Here is a 5,775-nt window from a genome sequence, read left to right on the forward strand (position 1 = left end):
AGGGGCTCGTGTCACTGGTTGAGGCGGGGGTTGTGGATTCCCTGGTTCTCGCCCAGGAGGATGCCGCCACGACCGGGCCACACATCGCCGAGCAGGCAGAGCTGGGCGAGGAAGCGCGGCGGCTGGGCGTCGCGGACGCGGTGCACATCTACCCGGGCGCGGATGAGGTCGGGATGACTTTGCTGGCCCGCGCCGCTGCCGAGAAGCTCGGGCTGGCGGCCGGGGTGTATCCACTCTACAGCACGCCGTGCGGGGCGGAATCGGTCGCGCTGTTCGAGGATCGGCCGCTGCGGATGACAGTCGGAGGGCAGATCGCGGCGGCAGGGCTTCGCATCGCCCCCGAAGAGCGAAGCGCCGACATCGTGCTCGGGCTGCATGCGCCGCCTGTGGCTCGACAGGCGAACATCGGTCAAGTCTCCCCCACCTCCGCGCCGCGCGCGCCATTTGTCGAGCATCTGATGCGACTGGCGCGCAGCGGGAGGGAGGTGGCTCTCGCAGACGCAGCCTACTGCAACGGCGCAGACCCCGCGCTCGTGTCCGCGCTCGGCGCTCACGGGGCGATGCCGCATCTCGCGGGTTTCGCGGCATGGAACACGGCGGGCAACACGCTCGGCTCGGCCCTCGCACACGCCGCACTGCGATGGATGGCGCGCCAGGCAGCGAGTGGCCGCAGTGGAGGCCGCGTGCGTGATGCGGCGACTCGCGCGCACGTCGAGTTCCTGTTCGAGCGACTGGTTGACGATTACGGGTATCAGACCGTCGTGCGGCCTCACGCCTACCGTTTCGCCCGCGAGTCCCTTGACCAATGGCCGCTCAACCTGCGGCGCGGCCGCCGGCGCGTTTCCGCATACGTGGACGGGCAACTCGATGCGCTTGCGGGACGATTGTTCGCCGAGCAGTTCGAGGGCGCGGAGGTGGATGATCACCGCGTTGCCGGACTGCGCGAGCTGAAGATCAAGCTTCCATGGCCGCGCCTGTTCGAGGTCGAGTGCGAAGCTGAGGTGGCGCTCGAGTAAGCGGCGTCGGCTGCCCGGGGAACGTCTTGCCTATGCGTCCTGACACGCGGGCGCGAACGCGCACGCGGCGCAAGCCGCGCCCTGGCGTCGCTCGAAGTCCGCGGCGGCGATGCCGCGCATGGCTTGCACCAGGGCGGCGGCGGCCTGCTGCAGCGCGGCGTCGTCAATACTCACCGTCTCGGTTTCGCCGAGGTCGAGGTAGTAGATGATGCCCCGGGCGGGCGTCGCGCCGAGGAGCGTGCGACATGCAAGCGCATAGAGCTGAACTTGTCGGCCATGCTCTTCGTCGTGCCGCGCGCCGCTCTTGTAATCCACGATCGTCCATTCATCCCGGTGTCTCATAAGGACGTCGGCCTGACCGCGCAGGATACCGTCGTCGAAGCGAACCGAAAAGGGAATCTCGCGCAGAAGCTCGCGTCTGGCGTCCGCCTGCGCGAGTTGCTGCCACAGTTCGATGCCCCGAAACCGCGTCAGCACCTCGACCCCGTCGGCCCGCTCGTCCTCCGGCCAGTCGCGCGTGAGACGCTCCAGTTCATCGTCGAAGCTCCCGTGGAAGTCAATCCCGCGCAGCAGGTCGTGGAGACGCGTGCCGCGGTTGCGCGGATCCTGGTAATCCTCGGCGGCAACGCGAGGATCGTCCCCATCTCCACGCGGGCCGTCCGGCTCGGGCACGCGGTCAACTATGGTCAGCTCGTAGAGCCGCGGGCAAAGGTGATAGCGGATAGCGCCGGTCACCGTCGCGCTTGGGCACGCCGGCTGCGGCGCGACGCCGACTGCGACGCGTTCGGCGACCGCCTGAGCTTCAGCGGACAGCGCGGCGGCGTCGCGGTCCGCGGAGATGGCTGTGAGATCAAGCGGCTGTCCCGCCTCGATGCGCGCTCTGAATCGCTTGAGGAGTGAGCCCGACGGGCGTTCCTTCATGCCCGCGGGATCAGCAACGTCGGAACGCAAGGTCGCGGTAAAGCCGTCGCCCGAGAACAGCTCTCCCTCCGCAGCGGGGGCTTCCGTGAGCCCGAAAAACTTTCCGACCCACTGCGCCCAGGTGCCGAGGTCATTGTAGGGCTTCTGCGTCCCCGACGCAGCTCTTGCTCCAACCACGCCGGCCGACAGCAGGAGGTGCTCCTTGGCTCGCGTACAGGCGACGTAGAACAGGCGCTTCGTTTCCCCGATGTCGGCCGCGCGCGCGGCGTCCCGCAGGCGCGTGTAATCCGGTGGTTCGACGAGCGCGTCGGTCAGAGGATTGCGCACCTTCACCGCGATATCGCCAGCGCCGGACAGAATCGCGGGATCGCTGTCCGACCGCTGCTGGCGCGAGAGGTCGGCGATGATGACGATCGGCGCCTCCAGCCCTTTTGCGGCATGGATGGTCATGAGGCGAACGACATCCGCCTCCTCGGCTTCGGTGGGGGCTTCGGTCTCGCGCTCGGCGACGACCTCGAGCGTCTCCAGGTAGTCCAGGAAGTCGCGCAGCGTGAAGCGCGCTTTGCTCTGGAACGACAGAGCGATCTGCCGCAGCTTTTCGATGTTGGCGTAGCGACGCCGCCCGTTGCGCTGGCACAGCGCCTTGAGGTCGTAGGCGGTGCACCGGATGGCTTCGTCGAGCAGATCGGCCACACGGCTCTCGGCCGCTGCCTGCCTCAACTCGGCGAGCAGCGCGCTGAAGCCGTGCAACCGCTCGGCGTCCTGATCGGACAGGTTGCGCATGCCTTCAACCCGCGCAAGGCCGGCGGCGATTCGTCCCGCGCTTTGGCGCGGCAGCTCGTCCTCGTCGCGCTCGGCGTATGCCGCCGGGGCGCCGAGCCAATAGAGCGCTTCGTCGCTCACGCCGACCAGCGGCGAGCGCAGCACCCCGGCCATCGCGACATCGTCGAGCGGGTTCTCCAGCACCGCGAGCAGGTTGCGCAGATCGTGCACCTCCTGGGTGCGGAAGAAGCCGCGGCCGCGCAGGGTGTAGTATGGTATGCCGCGCTCGTGCAGCGCGTCCTCGCAGAGCTGGATGTCGGCGGTGGAGCGAAAGAGGATCAAGATGTCGCCGAACCGTGCGCGGCACTCTCTGCCCTGCTCCGTGAGCATCGTCGCGTCGCCCCCGCCGTGGCCGGTTATCTCGGCGACGCGGCGCGCGATCAATTCGGCTTCCTGCGCGCGAGCTGCGGGCATGTTCTCCGCGTCTGCGGCAAGCAGCACCTCGACCCGCGGCTCGTCGCGCGCCCCGAATTCCGTGCCCGGCTCCAAGGGGCCGAAGGGGAAGTCGTCTTCCGCCCACAGCTCGCGGAAGAACGCGTTGGTGAAGCTGAGCAAATGCGGATGGCTCCGGAAGTTCTCGCTGAGCGGCTGGGGCGCGCCACCGGAACCCGTGATCTCGCGCTCGCGGCCCAGGAACACATCAACGTCGGCATACAGGAAGCGATAGATTGACTGCTTGGCATCCCCGACCGTGAACCGCGTCTGCGGCCGCACGATGGGCGCGACGACGGACATCTGCAAGCGGTTCGTGTCCTGGAACTCATCCATGAGGAAGAACTTGAAGCGCTCTCGATAGAGGAGCCCCGTCGCCGTCGGGTGCTCCGCCGCGCCGAACAGATCGCGCGCCTTGACGAGCAGGTCGTCGAAGTCGAGCTGCCCCTCCTCGTCCTTGGCGGCGGCGTACGCGGTGTCGAACGCGGCCAGGAGGCGGCGCACGGCCTCGCCTTGCCCGGCCGCAGCGTGGGACAGCAACGCGGCAGCGAACGACAGGATCGCTTCCTTGGCGCGCGCCAGCACCGGCTTCTGCGCCTTCGTGCCCACGTTGCCCTTGAAGAGCCTGGCGACATCATCAAGCGCGCCCCATGCAGCCCAGTCGAACCGCCGCGTATCGAGCAGAGCATTGATGCGCTCGAGCGAGCCGCGCACGTCTCCCAGAACGCGCGCGAGCGCCTCGCTGGCGCCCTCGCTCTCTAGGGCGAGTGCGTCGTGCACTGCATCCCGCGCCTGCGCTACCACGGGCGCGAGATCCTCCGGCGGCGCTACCGCTAATTCCGCCGGCGCCTTGCCCAGGCTGCGCATGTGCCGATACAGCGAGTGAAGCACGCCGCGCAGTGACCGGTAGTCGAAGTCGCGCAGAACGGCGAGTGTCGCCGCGTCGCCCTGGTCGTGCGCCCGGCGGATGAGATCATCATAGACCTGATGCTGGATGATCGCCGCCTCGGGTTCGTCGAGCTGGGTGAAATACGGGTCTATCCCGGCTTCCAGGGCGTTCTCGCGCAGGACGCGGGCGCAGAAGGAGTGGATCGTGCTGATGTAGGCGGTCTCGACCTGGCGGCGCTCTTGCTCGCGCCCCAGTTCCACGAAGCGGCGGACGATGCGCTGCTTCATCTCGCGCGCCGCCTTTTCGGTGAAGGTGAGGGTGAGGATCTCGTCAACAGCGGCGCGGCCGGTCTCGACGATGTGGCTGAAGCGGTGAGTCAGGACGCGCGTTTTGCCCGTCCCCGCGCCGGCGCTGACGAGCAGGTCGGCGTCGAGGGTTTCGACCGCGATCCTTTGTTGCTCGGTCAGTGTCTCATCCGGCATCGCGGGTTCCCCGTTCGGCCTGAATGCGCCGCAGCGTCCACGCATCCATGCGGCAGATGCTTCGGTACGCGCAGTAGGTCGGGCATTCGTCCCGCGGCCCGCGCGGCATTTCGCCGCGGCGAATGCGCTCGATGCATGCCCGCGCCGCGTTCGCCGCACCCGTCAGCGTCGCATCGAAGTCGTCGTCGGAGAGTATCAGATTGTGTCCGGACTTCCTCAGCGGCAGCGACGGATCGCGGTACATCCCCTTGCGCTCGCCGGATCGCAGAGAGACGTACTCGGCGCCCGCCAGATCGAGGCCGAAGATCTCGCGCGCCGCCATCGCGTACAACGGCGCCTGGAATAGCAGGCCATCCTTGACCCCGCGCATGTCCGGCGTGTCCTTGCCCAGCTTGTAATCAACAATCAGCGCCGCGCCCTCGGGGGTCAGATCGACGCGATCCATACGCCCGGCGATGAGCACGCTTCGCTCGCCCGTCGTTCCCAGGTCGAGCGGGCCGGGCTGCGACCGCTCATCTGCGGACGACCGGCGCGGCGAACCGAACTGGAGCTCGAAGTACGCGGGGCGTAGGTCGCGCTTCGCCGTTTGCTCGAGATCCGCGCAGAGGAACCGCGTGAGAATGCCGTGCAGCGACTGCCGTTCGATGTCGCGCTGCGCGCCGGGAAGATTGGCGAAGCGCGGCTGGCGCATGAGGCACTCGTCGAGCAGTTCCCAGGCGCGCGCGACGACCTGCTCGGGGTCGAGCGCTGCCACGTCCACCGCGCCGCGCCCCTGCTCGTGGAGATCCCGGTACAGCCGCGCCAGCACATCGTGCAGCAGAAGGCCGTAATCCACCGGTGCGATTTCGCGCTCCAGCGGCTGTAGTTCCAACAGCTTTTCGCAGTAGTAGAGGTACGGGCAGATCAAGTAGCGCTCGAGTTCCGCGGGACTGTAAGGGCGGTCGCGACTCTCAAGCGCGGCAAGTAGCTCGCGGTCGGCCAAAGCATCCGCATAGGGGGGCGCCGGGGACGCGCATTCAGCCGGTCGCTTCTGGTCGCGACCCAGCCACGCGTTGTAATGCGCCGCGTGCATTGCTTGCTCGGTGACCGGCAGGTCGCGGGCCAAGCCGTGCAGGTTGCACGCCGCCCAGTCCTGCGCCTATACGGCCCGCGCCGGCGCGGGCGCCTGGTCGGAGAAATCGCGCCCGCGGCGCTCCGGCTTCGGGTCGAATAG

The 5,775-nt window shown here is 68.2% G+C and carries 3 protein-coding genes; 1 reads left to right on the plus strand and 2 read right to left on the minus strand.

Annotation, left to right across the window (positions count from 1 at the left end; genetic code table 11):
- A partial coding sequence (locus tag JSV65_11760; GenBank protein ID UCH33247.1) for a DUF4127 family protein occupies positions 1–1,016 on the plus strand: 1,016 nt, incomplete at its 5' end.
- Between the two features lie 30 nt (positions 1,017–1,046).
- Here JSV65_11760 and JSV65_11765 read toward each other — a convergent pair.
- Positions 1,047–4,562 (minus strand): UvrD-helicase domain-containing protein, encoded by a 3,516-nt coding sequence (locus tag JSV65_11765; GenBank protein ID UCH33248.1) that lies wholly within the window; start codon positions 4,560–4,562, stop codon positions 1,047–1,049.
- Positions 4,552–5,634, minus strand: coding sequence for a PD-(D/E)XK nuclease family protein (locus JSV65_11770; GenBank protein UCH33249.1), 1,083 nt, complete (start codon positions 5,632–5,634; stop codon positions 4,552–4,554). Before JSV65_11770 ends, JSV65_11765 begins: the two co-directional genes overlap by 11 nt.
- Positions 5,635–5,775: the final 141 nt, after the last annotated feature.

The organism is Armatimonadota bacterium (assembly GCA_020354555.1).
GTDB lineage: Bacteria > Armatimonadota > Hebobacteria.

What these genes read in the sequence shown, in the direction of transcription:
- JSV65_11770 (UCH33249.1), bottom strand. Translation starts at nt 5,634, where the DNA reads ATGCACGCGGCGCATTACAACGCGTGGCTGGGTCGCGACCAGAAGCGA.
- JSV65_11765 (UCH33248.1), bottom strand. Translation starts at nt 4,562, where the DNA reads ATGCCGGATGAGACACTGACCGAGCAACAAAGGATCGCGGTCGAAACC.